19 protein-coding genes are annotated in these 22902 nt (G+C 65.7%); 7 read left to right on the forward strand and 12 right to left on the reverse strand.

What is annotated here, in order from left to right; all coding sequences use genetic code 11:
- The 3 genes from IP86_RS15490 to IP86_RS15500 form a co-directional block, all read right to left on the reverse strand.
- A partial coding sequence (locus IP86_RS15490) for an LLM class flavin-dependent oxidoreductase (RefSeq protein WP_156332523.1) occupies nucleotides 1-517 on the reverse strand: 517 nt, incomplete at its 3' end.
- Nucleotides 518-610: 93 nt separating this feature from the next.
- Nucleotides 611-2599, reverse strand: coding sequence for an adenylate/guanylate cyclase domain-containing protein (locus tag IP86_RS15495; protein WP_054163432.1), 1989 nt, complete (start codon nucleotides 2597-2599; stop codon nucleotides 611-613).
- Nucleotides 2600-2818: 219 nt separating this feature from the next.
- Nucleotides 2819-3466 (reverse strand): TetR/AcrR family transcriptional regulator, encoded by a 648-nt coding sequence (locus IP86_RS15500; protein ID WP_054163433.1) that lies wholly within the window; start codon nucleotides 3464-3466, stop codon nucleotides 2819-2821.
- A gap of 114 nt (nucleotides 3467-3580) precedes the next feature.
- On the opposite strand from IP86_RS15500, the gene IP86_RS15505 reads away from it, so the two are divergent.
- From IP86_RS15505 to dusA, 4 genes are all read left to right on the forward strand, one after another.
- Nucleotides 3581-5119, forward strand: a complete 1539-nt coding sequence (locus tag IP86_RS15505) for an efflux transporter outer membrane subunit (RefSeq protein WP_082364037.1) — start codon at nucleotides 3581-3583, stop codon at nucleotides 5117-5119.
- Nucleotides 5120-5184: 65 nt separating this feature from the next.
- Nucleotides 5185-6306, forward strand: a complete 1122-nt coding sequence (locus tag IP86_RS15510) for an efflux RND transporter periplasmic adaptor subunit (RefSeq protein ID WP_054163434.1) — start codon at nucleotides 5185-5187, stop codon at nucleotides 6304-6306.
- 11 nt (nucleotides 6307-6317) lie between these two features.
- A complete protein-coding gene (locus tag IP86_RS15515; RefSeq protein ID WP_054163435.1) occupies nucleotides 6318-9401 on the forward strand; it encodes an efflux RND transporter permease subunit in 3084 nt (1027 codons plus the stop codon).
- Between the two features lie 107 nt (nucleotides 9402-9508).
- Nucleotides 9509-10501 carry a tRNA dihydrouridine(20/20a) synthase DusA gene (dusA, locus tag IP86_RS15520; RefSeq protein ID WP_082364039.1) on the forward strand — a complete coding sequence of 331 codons (993 nt, stop codon included), beginning with the start codon at nucleotides 9509-9511 and terminating at the stop codon, nucleotides 10499-10501.
- A 6-nt stretch (nucleotides 10502-10507) separates the two neighbouring features.
- Here dusA and IP86_RS15525 read toward each other — a convergent pair whose 3' ends face one another.
- From IP86_RS15525 to IP86_RS15540, 4 genes are all read right to left on the reverse strand, one after another.
- Entirely contained in the window at nucleotides 10508-11038 is a 531-nt protein-coding gene (locus tag IP86_RS15525) for a TIGR02281 family clan AA aspartic protease (RefSeq protein WP_054163437.1), read from the reverse strand.
- 10 nt (nucleotides 11039-11048) lie between these two features.
- Nucleotides 11049-11255 (reverse strand): DUF1289 domain-containing protein, encoded by a 207-nt coding sequence (locus IP86_RS15530; RefSeq protein ID WP_054163438.1) that lies wholly within the window; start codon nucleotides 11253-11255, stop codon nucleotides 11049-11051.
- A 45-nt stretch (nucleotides 11256-11300) separates the two neighbouring features.
- Nucleotides 11301-12893 (reverse strand): sensor histidine kinase, encoded by a 1593-nt coding sequence (locus IP86_RS15535; RefSeq protein WP_054163439.1) that lies wholly within the window; start codon nucleotides 12891-12893, stop codon nucleotides 11301-11303.
- Nucleotides 12894-13064: 171 nt separating this feature from the next.
- On the reverse strand, nucleotides 13065-13934 hold the full coding sequence (locus IP86_RS15540; protein WP_054163440.1) for an NAD(P)-dependent oxidoreductase: 870 nt from the start codon (nucleotides 13932-13934) through the stop codon (nucleotides 13065-13067).
- A 298-nt stretch (nucleotides 13935-14232) separates the two neighbouring features.
- Between IP86_RS15540 and IP86_RS15545 the strand changes: the two genes are divergently transcribed.
- On the forward strand, nucleotides 14233-15351 hold the full coding sequence (locus tag IP86_RS15545) for an Mrp/NBP35 family ATP-binding protein (protein ID WP_054163441.1): 1119 nt from the start codon (nucleotides 14233-14235) through the stop codon (nucleotides 15349-15351).
- A 204-nt stretch (nucleotides 15352-15555) separates the two neighbouring features.
- Nucleotides 15556-16644, forward strand: coding sequence for a TRAP transporter substrate-binding protein (locus IP86_RS15550; protein ID WP_054163442.1), 1089 nt, complete (start codon nucleotides 15556-15558; stop codon nucleotides 16642-16644).
- A gap of 329 nt (nucleotides 16645-16973) precedes the next feature.
- Here IP86_RS15550 and IP86_RS15555 read toward each other — a convergent pair whose 3' ends face one another.
- From IP86_RS15555 to IP86_RS15575, 5 genes are all read right to left on the reverse strand, one after another.
- Complete coding sequence (locus IP86_RS15555) at nucleotides 16974-18815, reverse strand: TRAP transporter large permease (RefSeq protein WP_054163443.1); 1842 nt, start codon at nucleotides 18813-18815, stop codon at nucleotides 16974-16976.
- A 37-nt stretch (nucleotides 18816-18852) separates the two neighbouring features.
- Nucleotides 18853-19446 carry a TRAP transporter small permease subunit gene (locus IP86_RS15560; protein WP_054163444.1) on the reverse strand — a complete coding sequence of 198 codons (594 nt, stop codon included), beginning with the start codon at nucleotides 19444-19446 and terminating at the stop codon, nucleotides 18853-18855.
- Nucleotides 19447-19617: 171 nt separating this feature from the next.
- Nucleotides 19618-20649, reverse strand: a complete 1032-nt coding sequence (moaA, locus tag IP86_RS15565) for a GTP 3',8-cyclase MoaA (protein ID WP_054163445.1) — start codon at nucleotides 20647-20649, stop codon at nucleotides 19618-19620.
- 119 nt (nucleotides 20650-20768) lie between these two features.
- Nucleotides 20769-21218, reverse strand: coding sequence for a PEGA domain-containing protein (locus IP86_RS15570; RefSeq protein ID WP_054163446.1), 450 nt, complete (start codon nucleotides 21216-21218; stop codon nucleotides 20769-20771).
- A 150-nt stretch (nucleotides 21219-21368) separates the two neighbouring features.
- Nucleotides 21369-22043, reverse strand: coding sequence for an HAD-IA family hydrolase (locus IP86_RS15575; RefSeq protein WP_054163447.1), 675 nt, complete (start codon nucleotides 22041-22043; stop codon nucleotides 21369-21371).
- Nucleotides 22044-22184: 141 nt separating this feature from the next.
- On the opposite strand from IP86_RS15575, the gene rpiA reads away from it, so the two are divergent.
- Nucleotides 22185-22883: a ribose-5-phosphate isomerase RpiA gene (rpiA, locus tag IP86_RS15580; RefSeq protein ID WP_054163448.1), complete on the forward strand. Its 699-nt coding sequence runs from the start codon at nucleotides 22185-22187 to the stop codon at nucleotides 22881-22883.
- The last annotated feature ends 19 nt before the right edge of the window (nucleotides 22884-22902 follow it).

Consider the following 22902-nt stretch of genomic DNA (forward strand, 5'->3'; position numbering starts at 1 on the left):
GGAGCCGCAACAGGCCCGGCGGATTGGGAAACATCGGCCGCGGATTCGGCTTGGCAAAGCCTTCGCCGCGCAGCACGTCGAGCAGCACTTCGGTGTGGCGCCGGCCCATGTCGGCGTCGCTCTGTCCCTCGGCCGGCTGATAGCCGAAGTAGCGCCAGCCATCGATCACCTGCTCGGGCGAGCCGCGGCTGATGCCGAGCTGCAGACGTCCGCCGGCGATCAGATCGGCCGCGCCGGCATCCTCCGCCATGTACAGCGGGTTCTCGTAGCGCATGTCGATCACCGCGGTGCCGATCTCGATGCGGCTGGTCTTGGCGCCGATCGCGGCGAGCAGCGGAAACGGCGATGCGAGTTGCCGCGCGAAATGATGCACGCGGACATAGGCGCCGTCGGCGCCGAGCTGTTCGGCGGCCTGCGCCAGCTCGATCGATTGCAACAGGGCGTCGGCGGCCGAGCGCGTGCCGGATTGCGGCGACGGCGACCAATGGCCGAACGAGAGAAAGCCGATCTTCTTCATGCGGAAAGGGCCTCGAAGGTTTGAGGCCCTAGATAGGGAGTTTCACGGCGTTGGGAAGTCATGCCTGCAATGCGGCGCATCGCGGCCACGGCTTCACGCGCTGTCGAGCTCCTCGACCACTTTGGCGAGAGCTTCGCGAACCTCGCCGCGATCGGCCGCCGCCGTATCGATGAACAGCCGCATTCCGGGCAGCTCCTTGCGGATCACTTCGGCAGGCGCGGCGGCTTTCAGCCCGCGCACCGCATAGGCGCGCACCGGCTCGCCGAATCCCTTCACGGTCAGCGCCGGCCGCTCCTCGGCATCGATCACCTCGTTCACCAGCGACCAGGTGACGTGCGAGATCAGGATCGAGCCCGGCTCGCAGTTCTGTTCGAGGCGGGACGTCAGGTTCACCGCGCTGCCGATGATGGTGTAGTCCATGCGGTCCGGGCTGCCGAAATTGCCGACGGTGCAGAACCCGGTGTTGATGCCGATGCGGACCTGGAACGGACGCTCTGCGCCGGAATCCATCCACTCCATTTCCAGCTGCGCGAGTTTCTGCTGCATCTCGATCGCCATCATCACGCAGGCGATCGCGTCCTCCTTGACGCCGCGGCTTTCCGGATCGCCGAAGAAGGCGAGCACGGCGTCGCCGACGTATTTGTCGATCGTGGCGCCGTGCTTGAGCGCGATCTGCGCCATCTCGGCGAGATAGCGGTTGAGCATCGCGGTGAGGTCCTCGGATTCGAGCTTGTCGGTGGTGGCCGTGAAGTTGGCGATGTCCGACAGAAAGATTGTCAGCTTCTTGCGCTTCGAGGCGATCTCGGCGACCTGATCGCCGCTGAAAATCGAGGAGTAGACCTGCGGCGACAGATATTTCGACAGTGCCGCCGACAGTCCTTCGAGGCTGCGGTTGCGAGTCTCCAGTTCTTCGGTGCGCTGCTTCACCATCGAGTCGAGATATTCTTCACGAGCGGCGACCTGGCCGGCCATGCCGGTGAACACCCGCGCCAGCTGGCCGAGTTCGTCGCGGCGTTGCGACACATGTGCGAGCAGCTTCGGATCGAACCGGTGCGCCTCCAGCGCGGTGGCGGCACGGGTGATTTCGCGCAGCGGCGCCGACTGATAGCGGGCGACGCCGATCGACAACAGGATGCCGAGCACGGCGATCGCCGAGGCGGTGACGGCGGCGATCTCGGCCTGGCTCTGCACCGTCGCCCATACCCGGTTCATTGGCAGCCGCACCAGCGCGGCGCCGACGATCTCCTTCTGGTCGTTGCGCACCGGCGCGATCACGCTGAGATTGTCGCGGCTCTCGACGTGCCGGGTCTGGCCGTCGGCAATCACCAGCCGGACCGGGCCGAGCTCCTTCTGGTTCGGGCCGTCGCGAAGGTCCGCGCCGTAGATGCCGGGGCCGACCAGCGCATCGAGCTTGCGATCGAACACCCACACTGCATTGATGTCGCCGTCGGCCAGCAGGTTTTCCACGGTGCGCGGCAGGCCGACCTTCATGGTGAGCTGTTCGAGGAATTTGGCGCTGCGCCCGACCTGGATGATCCGCGGCTTGTCGATGCCGCCGACGCCGACGTACTTGAAGTGCTCGTTGTCGATGTCGCGCTTGCGCGCTTCCTGATTGACGATCTGCTGTTTGCCGGTCAGCAGGTCGTGAAACGCATAGGCTTGCGGCTGCATCTGCGGCGAGTTGCTGAACGTGAAGTCGACGTCCGGCATGCTGTGCAGATAAGCGTGTCCCTTGTCGTCGGTGATCCAGATCTCGTCGAGCGTGGTGCCGTCGGTGATGCTCTTCAGCCGGCGATTGATCTCGTCGGTCGGCATGCTGGCGCGCTCCGCCGCCTCGACGAAATGTCCGAGGATCGTGGCCTGCGCCACCATTTCCTGAGCGAGGATCGATTCCACCTCGGTTGGAATCGAGCTGGCGAGGCTGGCGCTGCGAGCCAGCAGCCGCGCGACCTTCTCGCCCGACGCTTCCGCTTCGGTGATGATGGCGCGCCGCGTGGTCCATGTGAGCAGCGCCGCGGTGACCAGTGTCGCACTGACGGTCAGAACGGTGACGAGAAGGACCAGGCGGGTGGTGAATTTCATCGAACAACCTGTTCTTGCCGCTCGCGAAGGCACGATGTGGAGAGCCGCGAGGAGCTTGGCAGCGGCGAGGCGCAGGCTCGCGCTGCGACGAGCGAACTATCGTCGCGGGCGGATCGCGCTGTCAACAAATCGCGCCTGCTATGCTCAATCCACGCGGAGGCGGCTGATCGCGTGTACGCGAACGGAATGCATGTGCATCGAGACGCGGCGGGGCGGCCTTCAAGGCGTCGAAGAGCCGGGCGCCGAATAGTACCGGATGAACATGGCGATGCTGCTGCGAGCCATTTCCTCGCTGCTCTCCGCCGACCTACGCGGCAGCGAAAGAGCGCCGCGTAACTCGAGGTCGCCGGTGACCAGGAAAATGAACTGCTCGGCGGCGATCTCCGGATCCGGGATCTGCAATCGGCCGGTCTCGCAAAGGCTCTGCAGGTAGGCCGCAGTGTCGCGGATCGCGGCTCCCGGACCTTCCTCGAAGAAGATCTGCGCAAGGCGCGGAAAGCGGGCCGCGACCGGCACGATGATCCTGTACACGGCCGGCACGTCGTTCCCGCTGAACAGCTTCCGCAGATTGGCCGCCAGCTTCTCCAACTCGTCCGCCCAGGCTTCTGCGCCCGGGTCCGGTCGATAGAAGGTGGCGCCGATCGTCTGGCATTCGAACCGGATCAGGGCTTCGAACAAGTCCTCCTTGTTCTCGAAATGCGCGTAGAGCGTCGCCTTGGAGACGCCCGCCTGGCGGGCGATCGCATCCATCGAGGCGGTATCGAATCCGGCTTCGAGAAAGATCACCCGCGCGGCATCCAGGATCTGCTGGGCCTTCGGCCGCAGCTGGCGAATTCGGCCCTCGCCATAGGACACAACCACGCTCATCGGCGCGGTAAAACGGAATTGAACTGAACGGTTCGGTTCATATTGACTCTCCTAGAAGCGCAGCCTAACGATAAACTGAACTGTACGGTTTAGTTTCTAATTGTTTCGGCCGCCATGATTCTAAAGAAGCACAAGGGTAGCGCGATCAGGTGTTGGGCGGGGAGGGCCGCGAGCCAGGCCTCCTTGCTGCTGCTCGCCGGCTGCATGGTGGGGCCGGACTTCGTCCCGCTGGATGCCCCCGCCGTCTCCGGGTATGTCAGGGAAACCAGCCTGCCGCCAACCAGTTCGGCGGAGACGCATGCCGGCGATGCGCAGGCCTTCCGCATGGGCCGCGATCTGCCCGGTGACTGGTGGTCGATCTTCCGAAATCGCCAGATCAACGACTTCGTCGCCGAGGCGATCCAGAACCATCCCGACATTGCGGGGGCGCAGGCGGCGCTGCGCGCAGCTCGTGAGAACGTGCTGGCCGAACAAGGGGCGCTGTTTCCGCAGGTCTCGGCCAGCAGCAGCGCCACCCGGGAGCTGGTGTCCCCCGCGAGCCTCGGTCAGACCGGCTCGGGCAGCCTGTTCAATCTCTACAACGCCAATGTCAGCGTCAGCTACACCCTGGACGTCTGGGGCGGCACGCGTCGCCAGGTCGAGGCCCTGCAGGCGCAGGCGGACTATCAGCGCTTCCAGCTCGAAGCGAGCTATCTCAGCCTCACCGCCAACGTCGTGACGGCGGCGATCAACGACGCCTCGCTCCGCGCCCAGATCGACGCCACCAACGACATCATCAAGTCCGAGCAGGAGCAGCTCACCCTGGTCCAGCGCCAGTTCGATCTCGGCGCGGTGGCGCGCTCGGACGTGCTGTCGCAGCAGTCGACGCTGGCGCAGACGCAGTCGACCCTGCCGCCTTTGGAAAAGCAGCTCGCGCAACAGCGCAATCAGCTGATGGCCTATCTCGGCCGGCTGCCGAGCCAGGATCGTGGCGAGCACGTCAACCTCGCCAGCCTGGCGCTGCCGCGCAATCTGCCGGTGAGCGTGCCATCCGCGCTGGTGCGCCAGCGTCCCGACATCGCGTCCGCCGAGGCGAGCTTGCACAAGGCCACCGCCACCGTCGGCGTCGATATCGCCAACATGCTGCCGCAGGTGAAGCTCACCGGCAGCTATGGTGGTTCGAGCCTCACCCCGGACAAACTGTTCTCGCCGAGTTCGGCCGCCTGGAGCGCGGCCGGCAGTGTTGCGCAGACCGTGTTCGACGGCGGCACGCTGTTCCACGACAAGGAGGCGGCGATCGCGCTGCGCGAGCAGGCGTTCGCCAGCTACAAGAGCACGGTGATCACCGCGTTCCAGAACGTCGCCGACTCGCTGCGCGCGATCCAGGCCGACGCGAAAACCCTGAAGGCGCAGCTCGCTTATGAGCGCTCCGCGCAGGATAGTCTGACGATCGCCCGTTCGCAGTATCTGTCCGGCGCCGTAACCTATCCGTCCGTCCTCACTGCGCAGCAGAACTACCAGCAGGCAGTGATCGCCCGGGTGAAGGCCCAGGCGGCGCGCTTCAGCGATACGGCGGCTCTGTATCAGGCGCTCGGCGGCGGGTGGTGGAATCGCATGGACCAGACCGCGCAGGCCTTTCCCCGCACCCAGGCCGGCTTGTTTCAGGACCACTGACTGGATCGTTCGTGACGAGGCGCGGGCGCTCGGCGCCCGCTCGCCGGCGGACAGGAGAGATACGCATGAAGAAACGCATGATCATCATGCTGGCCGTCGTCGGTCTCGTATTCGGCGCCTTGTACGGCTTTCAGACCTTCAAGGCGAGCATGATCAAGCAGGCGCTGGCCTCGCTGCGCGACCCGCCCCAGACCGTCGCCACGACGCAGGCCGCGGTGACGCGGTGGCAGACCACCATCAAGGCGGTCGGCAGCGTCCGCGCCGAGAAGGGTGCCGATCTGGCGCTGGAGGTCTCCGGTACGGTGACGGAGCTGAACTTCACGTCGGGCGACGACGTTCGCGAAGGCCAAATTCTGATGCGGCTGCGGGCCGACGACGATATCGCCAACCTCGACGCGCTGAAGGCGACCGCAGATCTCAACAACATCGTCCTCAAGCGCGATCAGGAGCAGATCAAGATCCACGCCGTCAGCCAGGCCACGATCGACAGCGACGCCGCCAACCTGAAGAAAGCCGTCGCGCAAGTCGCGCAGCAGCAGGCGGTGGTCGACAAGAAGATCCTGACGGCGCCGTTCTCGGGGCGGCTCGGCATCCGCTCGGTGGATCTCGGCCAGTATCTCGGCGCCGGCACGACGGTGGTTACGCTGCAGTCGCTCGATCCGGTGTTTGTCGATTTCTATCTGCCACAGCAGGCGCTTGCGAATGTCAGGTCCGGGCAAGGGGTGAAGGCGCGCGTCGACACCTATCCGGACAGCGCGTTCGACGGCAAGATCACCGCGATCAACCCCAAGGTCGATAGTACGTCGCGCAACGTGCAGGTGCGCGCCGAGTTCGCCAACGCCGACCACCGGCTGGTGCCGGGCATGTTCGCCACTGTGGAGATCATGATCGGTGATCCGAGCGGATTGGTGACGCTGCCGCAGACCGCCATCACCGAAAATCCCTACGGCGACGTGGTCTTCCTGGTCGAGAAGAAGGATGGCTCGAGCACCGGCCTGGCCGTGAAGCAGGTGTTCGTCAAAACCGGCGAAACCCGCGGCGATCAGATCGCAGTGACCTCGGGCGTGCAGGCGGGCGATCAGGTGGTGATCGCCGGGCAGATGAAGCTGCACAACGGCTCTCAGGTGAAGATCAACAACGCCGTCGTCCCGACCGACGACGCCCATCCCACCATCGTCGATCGCTGAGCGGAGCCGCCATGTCGTCCTTCACCGACATCTTCATCCGCCGGCCGGTGCTGGCCATCGTCGTCAGCCTGATGATCCTCGTGCTCGGGTTGCGCGCGATGAGCGGGATGCCGATCCTGCAGTACCCGCGCACGCAGAACGCCATCGTCACGGTCACCACGTCCTATCCCGGCGCCGATCCGGACGTCGTCGCCGGCTTCATCACACAGCCGCTGGAAAATGCCGTCGCGCAGGCCAACGGCATCGATTACATGACGTCCACCAGCACCACCGGCACCAGCACCATCTCGATCAACCTGCGGCTCAACTACGACACCGGCAAGGCCCTCACCGAGATCAACACCAAGGTCAACTCGGTACTCAATCAGCTGCCGTCCGGCACCCAGCAGCCGGTCCTGACCGTGAAGGTCGGGCAGACGATCGACTCGATGTATATCGGCTTCCGCAGCGACGTGATCGACAGCAACCAGATCACCGACTATCTGCTGCGCGTGGTGCAGCCGAAGCTGCAGGCGGTGGAGGGCGTGCAGACGGCCGAACTGCTCGGCAGCAAGACGTTCGCGATGCGGGCGTGGCTCGATCCGATCCGGCTCGCGGCCTATGGGGTGACGGCCAGCGAAGTCGCCACCGCGCTCACCAACAACGACTACATCGCCAGTCTCGGCAACACCAAAGGCCAGATGGTGCAGGTCAATCTGACCGCCTCCACCAGCCTGCACAGCGTCGACGAGTTCAAGAAGCTGATCGTCAAGCAGGCCAACGGCGCGATCGTTCGCCTGCAGGACGTCGCCAACGTCACGCTCGGCGCCGACGACTACGAATCCGCCACGATGTTCAACGGCAGGCAGTCGGTCTATATCGGCATCCAGATTGCGCCGGCCGCCAATCTGCTCGACGTCATCAAGGGCGTGCGCGCGGCGCTGCCCGGCATCGAGCAGCAATTGCCCAACGGGCTGACGATGGGGGTGATCTACGACAGCTCCGAATTCGTCAACAGCTCGATCGACGAGGTGATCCACACGCTGGTTGAAGCGCTGGTGATCGTGACGCTGGTCGTATTCGCGTTCCTCGGCTCGTGGCGCTCGGTGCTGATTCCGGTGATCGCGATTCCGCTGTCGCTGATCGGTACCTTTCTGATGATGCTGGTGTTCGGCTTCAGCATCAACCTGCTGACGCTGCTGGCGCTGGTGCTCGCGATCGGGCTCGTCGTCGACGACGCCATCATCGTTGTGGAGAGCGTCAATCATCACATGGAAGAGGGCATGACTGCACGGCAGGCGGCATTCGCCGCCGCGCGGCAGCTCGCCAATCCGATCATCGCGATGACCGTGGTGCTGATCGCGGTCTATGTGCCGATCGGCTTCCAGGGCGGGCTGACGGGCGCGCTGTTCACCGAGTTCGCCTTCACGCTGGTCGGCGCGGTGACGATTTCGGCGATCGTCGCGCTGACGCTGACGCCGATGATGTCGGCCAACATGCTGAAGCCGGTGGATCACGCCGGCGGCGATCTGGAATCCCGCATGGTGCTCGCGGTCGACCGGGTGATGGGGCGGTTGACCGCCGCGTATTCGCGCTCGCTCGCCGGCGCGCTCAATTTCCTGCCGGTGATCGCGGTGTTCGCCGTTCTGGTGCTGAGCAGCGTGTACTGGCTCTACACGTCCTCGCAGAGCGAGCTCGCGCCCGAGGAGGACCAGGGCATCATCCTGGCGCAGAGCGTATCGGCGCCGGATGCGACGCTGCAGCAGAAGCTGCTCTACACCCAGCAGGCCTACGAGACGTTCAAGAAGCATCCCGAGACCGAGGCGGTGTTCCAGGTCGAGGCGCAGAGCACCAGCATCGCCGGCTGGGTGCTCAAGCCCTGGGATCAGCGCCGCGCGACAACGAAGACGCTGCAGCCGATGATCCAGCAGGAGCTGAACGAGATCGCCGGCCAGAAGATCGTGGCGTTCCAGCAGTCGCCGCTGCCGGGTTCGACCGGTCTGCCGATGCGGGTGGTGATCGGCACCTCCGACGGTTTCGACAAGCTCAACGGCGTCGCCGACAAGTTCATGCAGGACGCGCTGAACACCGGCCTGTTCATCTTTCTCAACAACGATCTGAAGATCGACCAGCCTCGGGCCTCGGTGATCATCGACCGCGAGAAGACCTCGCTGCTCGGCCTCAAGATGAGCGATGTCGGCGCCGCGCTGTCGAGCCTGCTCGGCGGCGGCTATGTGAACTACTTCAGCCTCGATGGCCGCTCCTACAAGGTGATTCCGCAGGTCAAGCAGGAGGCGCGGCTGAACACCGATCAGGTGCTCGACTATTACATCCGCGCTTCCGACAACACGATGGTGCCGCTGTCCACGGTGGCGCGCATCCAGAAGAAGACCGTTCCGGAATCGCTCAATCACTTCCAGCAGGTCAATGCGGCGACGGTTTCGGGCGTCGTCGCGCCGGGAGTGACCACCGGCGATGCGATCACCGCGCTGCGGGATCTCGCCAAGCGGACGCTGCCGGCCGGTTACACGATCGATTTCGGCGGCGCGTCGCGGCAATTCGTCCAGGAGAGCGGCGGTTTCGTCACCACCTTCGCGTTCGCGCTGATCGTGATCTTCCTGTCGCTGGCGGCGCTGTTCAACAGTTTCCGCGATCCGATCGTGATCCTGCTGTCGGTGCCGATGTCGCTCGCCGGCGCGCTGATCTTCATCAGTCTCGGAATCGGCGGCGCCAGCATCAACATCTACACTCAGGTCGGCCTCACCACGTTGATGGGCCTGATCAGCAAGCACGGCATCCTGATGCTGGAGGTGGCCAACGAGGAGCAGATCGCCGGCAAGTCGAAGCGCGACGCGATCATCGCGGCCGCGACGCTGCGGCTTCGGCCGATCCTGATGACCACGGCCGCCATGGTGCTCGGCGTGGTGCCGCTGATCATCGCCTCGGGCGCCGGCGCGTCCGCGCGCTACAACCTCGGGCTGGTGATCGGCACCGGGCTGGCGATCGGAACCCTGTTCACGCTCTACGTCGTGCCCGCGGCCTATGTTCTGATGGCCAAGACGCATTCGGCCGAGGCCGGGGAGGGCGCGGCCGAGTCGGTGGCGCATCCGGCGTGAGCGAAGCCGGCCTGCCGCGCTGATCCGCTGCCGAGATACAAAAACGCCACAAGATGGCGTAAGACAGCCGGGCGAGACGCGACGAAATCGAACCGACCGGAAAACGTGTGATCAGCCAGGCATTTAGATTCTGCACCGCCCCGATGATGGAATGGAGCGACACGCATTGCCGCGTGTTCCATCGGCTGCTGACGAAGCGGGCGCGGCTCTACACCGAGATGGTGACGACCGGCGCGGTGATCCACGGCGACCGCCAGCGGCTGCTCGGCTTCGATCCGTCGGAGCACGCGGTCGCGCTGCAGCTCGGCGGCTCCGATCCGCGCGACCTCGCGACCAGCGCCAGGATCGGCGAGGATTTCGGCTATGACGAGATCAACATCAATGTCGGTTGCCCGTCGGATCGCGTGAAGGAAGGCCGGTTCGGCGCCTGCCTGATGGCCGAGCCGCAGCTCGTCGCCGAGGGCGTGGCGGCGATGAAGGCCGCGGTGAAAGTGCCGGTGACGGTGAAGTGCCGGATCGGCATCGACGATCAGGACCCCGAGGTGGCGCTCGACGCGCTCGCCCGCGCGGTGGTCGCCGCCGGCGCCGATGCGCTGATCGTGCACGCCCGCAAGGCGTGGCTGAACGGCCTGTCGCCGAAAGAGAACCGCGATATCCCGCCGCTCGACTATGATCGTGTCTATCGGCTGAAGCAGGCGATGCCGAACGTGCCGATCATCATCAATGGCGGCATCAAGAGCATCGCCGAGGCGAAGCAGCATCTCGCTCATGTCGACGGCGTGATGCTCGGCCGCGCCGCCTATCAGGAGCCGTGGCGGCTGCTCGAGGTCGATCCGGAGCTGTTCGGCGAAGCCCAGCCTTATGCAACCATGAAGGACGCGCTCGAGGCCCTGATCCCGTACATCGAGCGCCAGCTCGCGCAGGGCCTGCGGCTGCACGCGATCACCCGGCACCTGATCGGCTCGTATCAGGGCGTGCCCGGCGCGCGGGCGTTCCGGCGCTATCTGTCGGAGTTCGGCGTCCGGCCGGATGCCGATGCCGGCGTGCTGCTGAAAGCGATGGTCGCGGTCACCGAGAGGGCGCCGGCCGAGGCCGCCTGACCGTCGTCACGGATAGCCGTGCAGCCGGAGCTGATCGGCGCGCACCTCCCAGCTCTCCAGCCGGTCGAGGAAGCTCATGCCGAGCAGGTTGGTCTTCATCTGGCCCCGCGGCACCACCAGCGCCGGCACCGAGCGCTCCACCAGCTTGCCGATCGCGATGCTGTCAAGCGACAGCCGCGCCGCGCGGGTGCGGCCGCCGACGGTGTCGAGGTCGACGTTGAAATCGAGGATCTCCAGCGGCAGCCCGGCCGCCTTGGCGGTCTCGTAGGTGAGCACCACCGAGGTCGCGCCGGTGTCGATCACCATCGGCGCGCTGACGCCGTTCACCTTGGCGCGCACCGCGAACTCACCGCCGGTGCCGCGCGGGATTTGCACCACACGGTCGTGGGCCGCTGCGGCCGTCGCCGCCGCAACGCGCTTGCGCAGCATCGTGGAGACCGCGTCGCCGGCATCGGAGATCCGCTTCGGGTCACCATAGGCCACCACCGCGCCCGCAGTGCCCAGCAGCACGACCAGGACGAGCAGCAGCCGGCTCACGGGGCACCTGTCAGCGTGCGCGGGCCGCGCGCGGTTTCGGCGGCTCGAGCCCGGCTTCGGACATCCGCTGCGGCAGCACCGCCATGATGGCGAGCCGCTCGTCGCGGTCGAGTCGGTGCCAGCGGGCGATTTCCGGCATGGTGCGGCCGCAGCCGAAGCACAGACTGGTTTGCGGATCGATCAGGCAGACCGCGATGCAAGGCGTTTCGATGCTCATACCCGATGGTGACGGACATTGGACGGTTTCCGCAAGGCCCCATCGCTATAATCCGGTGCCGGCATTCATGATCGGCTTGCTGCGGGCGCGCTTGCGTTCGTCGGTCTCGACGAGGATGGGCTGCAGCGGCGCTTCGTCGGCCATCGGCGCCAGCGCCGACATCACGCGCTCCGGCGGGAAGGTGACGATCACTTCGGTGCCGATGCGCAGCTTCGACTTCAGCGTGAAGGTGCCGCCGTGCATGTCGACCAGGCTCTTGGCGATCGGCAGGCCGAGGCCGGCGCCCTGTTCGGCCGACTTGATCGAGTTGGAGCCCTGGCCGAACGAGGCCAGCACGATCGGAATTTCCTCTTCGGGAATGCCCGATCCCGTGTCCTTGACGCTGAGATACTGCCCGCCCGACGCAGTCCAGCCGACCTTGAGCCAGATCTCGCCGCCCTGCGGGGTGAACTTGATCGAGTTCGACAGCAGGTTCAGCACCACCTGGCGCACCGCGCGCTCGTCGCCCCACAGCCGCGGCATGTCCTGTTCGAACACTTCGTGGATGGTGATGCCGCGGCTGCTGGCGCGCAGCTTGAGCAGATGGTGGCAGTCGCTCACCACGTGCACCAGCGAGATCGCTTCCTCGTTGAGTTCGTAGCGGCCCGCTTCGATCCGCGACAGATCGAGGATCTCGTTGATCAGGTTGAGCAGGTGGACGCCGGAATTGTGGATGTCGCCGGAGTAATCCTTGTACACCGGCACCGCGTGGCCGCCGAAGATCTCGCTCTTCATCACCTCGGAGAAGCCGAGGATGGCGTTGAGCGGCGTGCGCAGCTCGTGGCTCATCTGCGCGAGGAAACGCGACTTCGCCACGTTGGCGGCCTCGGCGCGATGGCGCGCCTCGTCGGAGATTGCCTTGGACTGTTCGAGTTCGCCGATCAGCGCGTCCTTTTCGGCGCGCGCCTCCAGCGTCGCCAGCGTGGTCGAATGCAGGCGATGCGACAGCAGCGCGAAGCAGGCTTCGGCCGCCACCGTCAGCGCCGCCAGCACGTAGCCGTCGAGCGTTCCGCCGAGCGCAAAGTTCAGGGCGATCGCGCAGGTCACCGGCACGGTCGCCGCGAGCGCCGCGATCGGCAGGCTCGCCGCCAACATGCTGGAGACGGCGACGACCAGCAGCATCAGGAACATCAGCAGCGTGTTGGAGACGGTCGTCAGCCCGAGCGGATGCACCAGGATCGAGGTCCAGCCGAGCCCGTAGAACAGGTCGAGGATCACGAAGCGGCGATGCCACGACCGCGTCGTCTGCGGCGACACCGGCTCGTGCATGAAGCGCTTGCAGCCGCTGATCACCACCGCGTGGATGCACAGCATCGCGACCGTCCAGACCGCCGCAGTGATCGGATCGATCCAGAAGCCGAACAGCGCGCCGGTGACGATCACCAGCAGCATGATGACGAAGGAGGCCGACAGCCGGGTCTGCGCGTATTGCCGGATCAGTTCGTGATCGAAGGCGGGGCGGGTGCCGCTGGTCGAGGTCAGCCGGTCGCGCGCCTCGCGTACGCGCTGAGCGGCCGCGCGCCGGTTGCGAGCCGGAGCGACCACCGGGTCCTCAGCCGGAAGCTGGAAAACTTCAGGCTTTTCGGCGGACTCACTCATCACCAACACGATTCCAGCGCAAAAAACGCGCGCAGTTACATCAGCCTATATCTGGCGAGAAATCCTTAAGAGTAGCCTTAGAGGGAAAGATATTCCGGTTAACGAGGCGCTAACGATCGCGGTTACCAAAGTCTGAACACCGCGATCGTGGCGATGTGTGGGCGCCGCGCCTCAGCGTTCCAGCCGCGCCAGCAGGCTCGACGTATCCCAGCGACGGCCGCCTAGTTTCTCGACTTCGGCGTAGAACGCATCGACCAGCGCGGTGACCGGCAGGCTGGCGCCGTTGCGACGGGACTCCGCGAGGCAGATCGACAGGTCCTTGCGCATCCATTCGACGGCGAAGCCGAATTCGTATTTGCCGTCGTTCATGGTCTTGTGCCGGTTCTCCATCTGCCAGGACTGCGCCGCGCCCTTGGAGATGGTGTCGATCACCTGATTGACGTCGAGGCCGGCCTTCTTGGCGAAGTGGATGCCTTCCGACAGGCCCTGCACCAGACCGGCGATGCAGATCTGGTTGACCATCTTGGTGAGCTGGCCCGAGCCTGCGGGCCCGAGCAGTTTGCACATCCGTGCGTAGGACGCGATCACCGGCTCGGCCTTGGCGTAGTCCTCGGCGCCGCCGCCGCACATCACCGTCAGCACGCCGTTCTCGGCGCCGGCCTGGCCGCCCGACACCGGCGCATCGATGAAGCCGAAGCCGGCCTTGGTGGCGGCGGCGTCGAGTTCGCGCGCGACCTCGGCGGAGGCGGTGGTGTGATCGACGAACAGCGCTCCCGATTTCATCGCCGCGAAGGCGCCATCCGGGCCGAGCGTGACCGAGCGCAGATCGTTGTCGTTGCCGACGCAGGCCATCACGAAGTCCTGACCTTCCGCTGCCGCTGCCGGCGTCGCCGCGGTCTTGCCGCCGAACTGATCGGCCCAGGCCTTCGCCTTGGCCGGGGTGCGGTTATAGACGGTGACCTCGTGGCCGCCTTTCTTGGCGAGATGTCCGGCCATCGGAAAACCCATCACGCCGAGACCGAGGAAAGCGACTTTGGCCATGTCTGTACCCTTCATTGCGCGGCTTGAACGAGACGCCGGATGGATGAATTGAGGGAGCGGGCGCGGCCCAATGCGGGCCGGCGGCAGGGGCTGCAGCATAGGCCGCGAGGTCCGGCGGGCAAGGGGCTGCCGGAGGATATCGATGCGGCGAGGGCGGGCGCCCGTCTCGCAGTGCAGCAGCCCGATCGATGCCGCCGAACGATGCGCTCACAGGGGCAGGTCTGGGCCGTCCGATTCCGCCCTTGAACCCTGCGATGTCATGTGTTCGTACAGGGCCGACCGGCCAAGGAGATTTGCATTGAGCGTCACCCAGCAACAGATTCGCGACAGCCTGACCAAGGTGGCGACCCCGCGCGGCGTGCCGCTGACGCAAGCGGATGTGCTGTCCGAAATCGCCGTGACCGACGGCAAGGTGTACTTCTCGATCAACGTCGATGCCGCCGAAGCGCGCGCCTGGGAGAGCGTGCGAGCCGCTGCCGAAGCGGCCGTGCGCGCGGTTCCCGGCGTTCGCAGCGTGCTGGTCGCGCTGACGGCGGAACGCAAGCCGGGTGCAGCGCAGCCGCAGCGGGCAGGCGTCGCGCCGGCTTCGGCGCATCGTCCGGCGCCGACTGGCGGTGCGCAGTCGCCGATGTCCAAGCAGGCCGAGATTCCGGGCGTCCGCGCGGTGATCGCCGTGGCGTCCGGCAAAGGCGGCGTCGGCAAATCGACCACGGCGCTCAATCTCGCGCTCGGGCTGCGCGACCAGGGCCTGCGCGTCGGACTGCTGGACGCTGATATCTACGGCCCGTCGGTGCCGCGCCTCACCGGCATCCAGCAGAAGCCCGAGCTCGACGACAGCCGCCGCATGATTCCGATCAAGCGCTTCGGCCTGTCGGTGATGTCGATCGGCTTCCTGGTCGACGAGGAGGCGCCGATGATCTGGCGCGGCCCGATGGTGATGTCGGCGATCACCCAGATGCTGCGCGACGTCGATTGGGGCCAGCTCGATGTGCTGGTGGTCGACATGCCGCCCGGCACCGGCGACGCCCAGCTGACGCTGGCGCAAAACGTGCCGCTGAAAGGGGCGGTGATCGTTTCGACGCCACAGGACCTCGCGCTGATCGATGCGCGGCGGGGCCTCGCGATGTTCACCAAGGTCGACGTGCCGGTGCTCGGCATCATCGAGAACATGAGCTACTTCATGTGTCCGCACTGCGGCACGCGGTCGGACATCTTCGGCCACGGCGGCGCGCTGCACGAGGCCGAGCGGCTCGGCGTGCCGTTTCTCGGCGAGGTCCCGCTGCACATGGAGATTCGCGCCAGCTCCGACGCCGGCAAGCCGGTGGTCGAGAGCGAGCCGAATGGCCCGCACGCGGCGATCTATCGGACCATCGCCGGCAAGGTCCGGGACAGGCTGAAAGCGGCCGCTGCAATCTGACGCAGCCCCGCCGCGGTGCGGCCGGCGTGACGTGCTGGCCGGATTCGACTTTGGTTGAATCTCGATGATCCGGCCGCCGGCAACGTTTCCGCCGCTGACCAATCATGATAGAGACGCACCACCAATCGGCTTTGCACGGATATATTCTTATCCGACAACGCGAGCCGGGAATCCGGGAAACGCCGGCAACCAAGGAGATGCCTTATGAAGCGTCGTGACTTTCTGAAAGTATCAGCAACCGGCGCCGCAGTCGCGGCGGTGGCTTCACCGGCGATCGCGCAGTCGTCGCCCGAAGTGAAGTGGCGGTTGACCTCGAGCTTCCCGAAGTCGCTCGACACCATCTACGGCGGCGCGGAGTATCTCTCCAAGCAGGTCGCCGAGATGACCGACAACAAGTTTCAGATCCAGGTGTTCGCCGCCGGCGAAGTCGTCCCGGGTCTGCAGGCGCTCGACGCCACCTCGAACGGCACCGTCGAGATGTGCCACACCGTGTCGTACTACTATGTCGGCAAGGACCCGACTTTCGCGGTGTTCGCCTCGGTGCCGTTCGGCCTCAACGCCCGTCAGCAGAACTCCTGGCTGTATCAGGGCGGCGGCAACGAGCTCGCCAACGAGTTCTACAAGAAGCACGGCGTCACCGGCTTCCCCTGCGGCAACACCGGCACCCAGATGGGCGGCTGGTTCCGCAAGGAGATCAAGACCGTCGCCGACATGAGCGGCCTGAAGATGCGCATCGGCGGCATTGCCGGCCAGGTGCTGCAGAAGGTCGGCGTCGTGCCGCAGCAGATCGCCGGCGGCGACATCTATCCGGCGCTGGAAAAGGGCACCATCGACGCTGCCGAGTGGGTCGGCCCGTATGACGACGAGAAGCTCGGCTTCCAGAAGGTCGCGAAGTACTACTACTATCCGGGCTTCTGGGAAGGCGGTCCGACCGTGCACGCCTTCGCCAATCTCGAGAAGTTCAACGCGCTGCCGAAGAACTATCAGTCGATCCTCGCCAACGCGGCGGAAGCGACCAACACCTGGATGGCCGCGCGTTACGACATGCAGAACCCGACCGCGCTGAAGCGGCTGGTGGCGAGCGGCACGCAGCTGCGTCCGTTCTCCAACGAAATCCTCGACGCCTGCCTCAAGGCCACCAACGAGCTGTGGGGCGAGATCTCGGCGAAGAACCCGGACTTCAAGAAGGCGATCGACGCGATGCAGGCCTACCGCTCGGATCAGTATCTGTGGTGGCAGGTCGCCGAATACACCTACGACAGCTTCATGATCCGCTCGCGCACCCGCGGCTGATCAGCTCGAGCGTCGCCAAACAATCAGCCCGGCCTCCGCAAGGAGGCCGGGCTTTTTTATTCAAGCTGCGATTATTTCCGTCATGGCCGGGCTTGTCCCGGCCATCCACGCCTTTTCGGCATTTCGGTCAGCAAGGCGTCGATGCCCGGCACAAGGCCGGGCATGACGAGTTGATACTCACGGCCTCTCAACGCGTTATTGCGAGCGAAGCGAAGCAATCCAGCGCCGTGCACCTAGCTGGATTGCTTCGTCGCGGAGCCTGTACTCGGACGGCGCGGAGCGCCGATCCGGGTGCTCCTCGCTATGACGGGGAGGACGTTGCGCCTCGATCAGAACTTCGGCGGGCCGAAGTCGAGCGGCGGCGCGTCCATTTGGGGCAGGTCGATCTGCACCTTCGAAGGATCGACCGTGCTGGCGGCGCCCTTGTAGTGCATCACCATGGCCGGGAAGGTGATCACCAGGCCGACCATGATCAGCTGGATCAGCACGAACGGCACCGAGCCCCAGTAGATCTGCCCGGTCGTGACCGGCTCCATTCGTTTGCCGCTGACCCGGTCGATATAGGATTCCTTCGGCGCTACCGAGCGCAGATAGAACAGCGCGAAGCCGAACGGCGGATGCATGAACGAGGTCTGCATGTTGACGCCGAGGATGACGCCGAACCAGATCAGGTCGATGCCGAGCTTCTCGGCCGGCGGGCCGAGCAGCGGGATGACGATGAAAGCGAGTTCGAAGAAGTCGAGGAAGAACGCCAGCACGAACACGAAGGCGTTGACGAAGATCAGGAAGCCGATCTGGCCGCCGGGCAGCGACACCAGCAGTTCCTCGACCCAGCGATGGCCGTCGACGCCGTAGAAGGTCAGCGAGAACACGCGGGCGCCGACCAGGATCATCACCACGAAGGCCGACAGCTTGGCGGTCGCCTCGGTGGCCTGCCGGGTGAGGTCGAAGGTAAGCCGGCCCTTCATCAACGCCAGGATCACCGCGCCGGCCGCGCCCATCGCGCCGCCTTCGGTCGGGGTCGCGACGCCGATGAAGATGGTGCCGAGCACCAAGAAGATCAGGCCGAGCGGCGGCACCATCACGAACACGACCTGCTCGGCGAGCTTGGAGAGCAGATTGAGCCGCGTCACCTTGTTGAGCACCGCGATCACGAACGACAGGCCCACCGTCACCGACATGGTCAGCACGACGTAGTCGGCGCCGCCTTTGACGTCGGTGAAGCTCATCGCCAGGATGCCGACCGCGGTGGACAGCACGACCACGATGTACAGCGACATCGTCAAGGTGCGGATCACGCCGATGAACGGCCGGAACAGCACGGCGAGCAGGATCACGAACCAGAAGCCCTGCATTACGATCTTGGACAGGCCGATCTTGGCGAAGGCCGGCAAGCTCCAGTCGAACAGGTCGAGGTGCACCGCGAACAGATAGGCCGCGCCGGCCGCCGAGATCGCCGCCAGCGGCATGATCAGCGGATGGCGGGCGGTCTCCGGCTCGCGCAGCGTCTGGGCTTCCAGCGGCAGGCCGGGCGCGGCCTGCGGCGCGAACACCGTCACCAGGAAGATGTAGCCCGCATACAGCAGCGACAGCACGATGCCGGGAATGAACGCGCCTTCGTACATGTCGCCGACCGAGCGGCCGAGCTGGTCGGCCATCACGATCAGCACCAGCGACGGCGGGATGATCTGCGCCAGCGTGCCGGACGCCGCGATGATGCCGGTCGCGACGCGGCGGTCGTAGCCGTAGCGCAGCATGATCGGCAGCGAGATCAGGCCCATCGAGATCACCGAGGCGGCGACCACGCCGGTGGTGGCGGCGAGCAGGGCGCCGACGAACACCACCGCATAGGCGATGCCGCCGCGGATCGAGCCGAATAATTGACCTATCGTTTCGAGCAGATCCTCGGCCATGCCGGATCTCTCCAGCACCAGCCCCATGAAGGTGAAGAACGGAATCGCCAGCAGGGTGTCGTTGTTCATCACGCCGTAGACGCGATCGGGCAGCGCCTGCATGAAGTCGGGGCGGAACAGGCCGAGTTCGATGCCGATGAAGGCGAACAGCAGGCCGTTGGCGGCGAGAGAAAACGCGACCGGATAGCCCAGCAGCAGAAAGATCACCAGGGAGCCGAACATGATCGGCGCCATGTAGTGGATGAACATTGCGGTCATTCGACCCAGCCCCCTAAGACAACGACCACAGTTCGATTTACGGCTTGTCGCCGCTGATGTGCATCACCAGCCGCTCGGCTTCGAGTTCGGCGGCGTGCTGATTGCTTTGCTTGGCGTTGCTGTCGGGGATGGTCCCGGCCAGCATCGCGGCGCGCTTGATGATCTCGGAAATGCCCTGGATGATCAGCAGCACGCAGGCGATCATGATCAGCGATTTCGCGGGCCACTGCGGCAGGCCGCCGGCGCTGAACGACTGCTCATTCTGACGATAGGAGACGAGGAAGAACGGGATCGACCACCACAGCAGGATGATGGCGAACGGCATCAGGAAGAACACGTGGCCGATCATGTCGATCCAGCCGCGTAGCTTCAGCGGCAGGGTGTGGTTGATGATGTCGATGCGGATGTGTTCGTTGCTCAGCAGCGTCCAGGGCGAGCACAGCAGGAACACGATGCTGAACAGCACCCACTGCAGTTCGAGGAAGGAGTTCGACGACACGTCGAACAGCTTGCGGATGATGGCGTTGGCGGACGAGATCACCACGGCCACCACGATCAACCATGACAGCCAGCGCCCGACCAGTGTGTTGAACGCGTCGATTTTCCGGCTCAGTCCCAGCAAAGCCCGCAACGGTCAACTCCTCCCGTATCTGCCCTGATCGTGCAGTGTACGAACCCGCACTTGCAGCCAAGGCGTGAAGCGGAGGCACCATTTCAGCGCGCACGGATGCCGTCAATCGGAATTTGGCATTCCGATGACGTATCAAAAGGTTGTGGTAGAGAAGGCCGATGCCGGCCGATATCAACCGCCGGTGACGCTCATGTGCCGGCTCACACTCGGCCGGTTGTGCTTGCGGTCGATGATGAAGTCGTGGCCCTTCGGCTTGCCGCCGATGGCGCGGTCGATGGCCGCATTGAGCAGGTCGTCGTCCGGCGAGGCGCGCAGCGGATGCCGCAGGTCGGACGCGTCCTCCTGGCCCAGGCAGGTGTGGATCGTGCCGGTGCAGGTGATGCGCACCCGGTTGCAGGATTCACAGAAATTGTGGGTGAGGGGGGTGATGAAGCCGAGCTTGCCGCCGGTTTCCTCCACCCGCACATAGCGCGCCGGGCCGCCGGTCGAGTCCGGCAGATCGGTCAGCGTGTAGTTGGTGGCGAGGCGGGCGCGGATCAGCGACAGCGGCACGTACTGATCGATGCGGCCTTCGCCGACTTCGCCGAGCGGCATCACCTCGATCAGCGTCAGGCCCATGCCGAGGCCGTGGGCCCAGCGCATCAGCGACGGGATCTCGTCCTCGTTCTCGCCCTTCAGCGCCACGGCATTGATCTTGACGGCGAGGCCGGCGGCGCGGGCCGCCTCGATACCCTCGAGCACGCGGCCGAGATCACCCCAGCGGGTGATGGCGCGAAACTTCTCCGGGTCGAGGGTGTCCAGCGAGACATTGACGCGGCGCACGCCGCAGTCGCGCAGTTCGGCGGCGAAGCGGGCGAGCTGCGAGCCGTTGGTGGTCAAGGTGAGTTCGTCGAGCGCGCCGGAGTCGAGATGCCGCGACAGCGAGCGCACCAGCGACATCATGTTGCGGCGGACCAGCGGCTCGCCGCCGGTCAGTCGCAGCTTGCGCACGCCGCGGGCGATGAACGCCGAGCACAGCCGGTCGAGTTCTTCGAGCGTGAGCAGATCCGCGCGCGGCAGGAACGTCATGTCTTCCGACATGCAGTACACGCAGCGGAAGTCGCAACGATCGGTGATCGACACCCGCAGGTAGCTGATCGTTCGACCGAACGGATCGGTCATCGCCGATCCGCCAGCGCGCGGGGTCATTACATCACTGATCATTCGCGGCCCTGTCAGACACGCCTCCTCGGCGGCAGGCGTTCGACTTTATATGTAGGCATGATCAGGGCGGCACACAATCGCATCGTGTGCCGCGCACGCGTCCCGTCTCGCAACCCGCGTCAGCGCGCGGGCGCGGCGCCCGGTGCGGGGAACGGCGAGCCTTCGGCAGCCGGCGCGGCGGCGGCAGCCGGTTTCGGCGCGCGCGGTCGCTTGGCCCTCGGCTTGCGCACCGGCTTCAGCGGCTGCAGTTCAGCGACCACCGGGTTCGGCGTCGCGGTCACGGTCGCGGAGGTGGTGAAGTCGCCCGGATTGACCACGACCGTCACCGGCACCGTCGCCGGCTGGAACTTGTCGAGGCTGAAGGTCACGCTGAAATCGTTGCCGGGAACGGTGATCGAGCAGGGCGTCTTGCAGCTTTGACCGCTGGAGGCGAGCGCCTCGGCGCCGGGCGGCGTCGTTTCGAGCTGGACGGTTGCGGTCGGCGGTGCCGACTTGAACGCGTCGAACGACAAAGAAGAACAACCGGCGAGGCTTAAGCCAGCCGCAGCGATAACGACGAAACGACGCATGGATACCCACCCTTGGTGCGGCTAACAGCCACAGCCCCCGGCGCGACCATAAAAGGCTCGGCGTGCGCATGCAACTGCCGGCGCCGCAATCTTAAGTATTGGTTAACGCCGCTTGCCGCGCAGGCGTGCAAAAACCCCTCGCAGGCCGGCTTAGCCGGGCAGTAATCGGGTGACGGCCTGCGGCAGATCCCGCATATGGCCGACCACGATGTCCGGATTGAGTTCGGCGATCGGAACCTCGGTGTAGCCGAACTCGACCCCGATCACCGGGACGCCGGCCCGGCGGGCGACGCCGACGTCGGGGCCGGCGTCGCCGACCATCACGGTCGAGGCGAGGGTGCCGCCGGCCTTGGCGACCGTCTCGCGCAGGATCGTCGGATCCGGCTTGGCGGCGCCGAACGTATCCGCGCCGCAGATCGCCGCGAAGCGCGAGCTGAGGCCGAGCTGGTCGAGCAGCAGCTTCGACAGCCATTCCAGCTTGTTGGTGCAGACCGCGAATTGGTAGCCCTGGCCCGCCAGGTGGTCGAGCGTCGCCTCCAGCCCTTCGAACGGCCGGGATTCGACCGCGATATTGGCCGCGTAATAGTCGATGAAGTCCACCGCCAGCCGGTTGACGTCGTCCGGGCTGATGACGCGGCCGTCGAGCTCCAGGCCGCGCTCCAGCAGGCGCCGGGCGCCCTGGCCGATCATGTTGCGCGCCTTGGCCAGCGGCACGGCCGGCATGCCTTCGCGGACCAGGATGTAGTTGAGGGCGTTGATCAGGTCCGGCGCGGTGTCGATCAGCGTGCCGTCCAGGTCGAAAACAACGGTGCGAACTGTGCTCATGGCATCAGCGCTACCGTTCCCCGCGGATTTCTGCAACCGCCCCATAAGCAGTGGCGGGCCGCAATCCGCCCTGTTGTTCTCCCGCAAACGCCGTTAGATATGCCGCGCCGCGGGGGACGCTGGCGGAGCGGGGATATCCGGATGGACAAGGAAAATCTGAAGCGGCTGGCGGCGGCACGGGCCCTGGAGGAAGTGCGCGGCGGCATGAAGCTCGGCCTCGGCACCGGCTCGACCGCCAAGCATTTCGTCGAGCTGCTGGGCGAAAAGGTTCGCGGCGGGCTCGATGTCGTCGGCGTGCCGACGTCGGAGGCGACCCGCGCCGACGCCGAGCGCTGTGGTATCCGGCTGAGCACGCTCGACGAGATCGACCATCTCGACCTGACGGTGGACGGCGCCGACGAGGTCGATACCCGGCTCGACCTGATCAAGGGCGGCGGCGGCGCGCTGCTCCGCGAAAAGATCGTCGCGGCCGCATCGGATCGCATGATCGTGATCGCCGACGAATCGAAATGGGTCGACCGGCTCGGCCGCTTTCCGCTCCCGGTGGAGGTGATCCCGTTCGGCCTCGCGGCGACCCGCCGGGCGATCGAGAAAGCCTGCGCCGAGGTCGGCGCCGCGGGCGAATTAAAGCTCCGCGCCGGCAAGGACGGCCATGCTTTTGTCACCGATGGTGGCCACTGGATCGTCGATGCCCATCTTGGGCAGATCTCGGATGCTCCTCGCTTGGCCCAGTACCTCTCGGCGATTCCGGGCGTAGTCGAGCATGGGTTGTTTATCGGGATCGCCAGCACCGTGGTGCTCGCGGGCGCCGAAGGAATTCGAACTGTCGAACGGGCGTAGCGCCCACCATCCTGGAGAC

Source organism: Rhodopseudomonas sp. AAP120 (assembly GCF_001295845.1).
Lineage (GTDB): Bacteria > Pseudomonadota > Alphaproteobacteria > Rhizobiales > Xanthobacteraceae > Rhodopseudomonas.